The 618-nt window shown below is 40.6% G+C and carries 2 protein-coding genes; both read left to right on the forward strand.

Annotated elements, in window-relative coordinates:
* On the forward strand, positions 1-356 hold a 356-nt coding region (locus N1032_RS26240; protein WP_259543580.1), incomplete at its 5' end, for a phage adaptor protein.
* 12 nt (positions 357-368) lie between these two features.
* The coding region (locus N1032_RS26245) for a hypothetical protein (protein WP_259543581.1) at positions 369-618 on the forward strand (250 nt) is incomplete at its 3' end.

Consider the following 618-nt stretch of genomic DNA (forward strand, 5'->3'; position numbering starts at 1 on the left):
GTAAACGTTTATTCTTTGCACCTGAGTTTACAGCACCATCTGATGGCCTAACTTCGGGTGATATTATCGTAGGGTATTACTCAGATAGTCCTGAACTACATTCAGACACTGATTCATGTAACCTCCTTACTATCGCTCCAGATTTACTTCTTTATATGGCAATGAAACACGCTTGTATTTTTGTACAGGATGATGAAGCTGCTCAGAAGTATGGGTTTATGGCAGAAGCTGCTCTTCAAGTTGTTCAGAAACAAGCTGATAAAACTGAGTACTCTGGTAGCCCTCTGGTTATTCCTAACGTTCTTGATAATAGCACAATGCGTACGCATATTAACTTCGGTGTTATTCGTCATTAATAGGAGACTAAAATGGTTGACATTTATGGCAATCCGTACGCTCAAGACGTAGGTCAGTTTGGTGCGGATAACAGTAACGTAGAGCGTTACAAACAGGCTGCTGAGTATGCGAAAGATGCAGAAGATGCAGCAAAACGTGCCGTCACAGGGATTGATGAAATTATCGATCTACAGAACGTCACGAAACAATTACAAGATAAGACAGATCAACAGGAACAACAGTTTCAACAGACCACTGTCCAATTAAATGATCAAATCCTTG

The sequence above is a fragment of the Herbiconiux daphne genome, from assembly GCF_024979295.1.
GTDB lineage: Bacteria > Actinomycetota > Actinomycetes > Actinomycetales > Microbacteriaceae > Herbiconiux > Herbiconiux daphnes.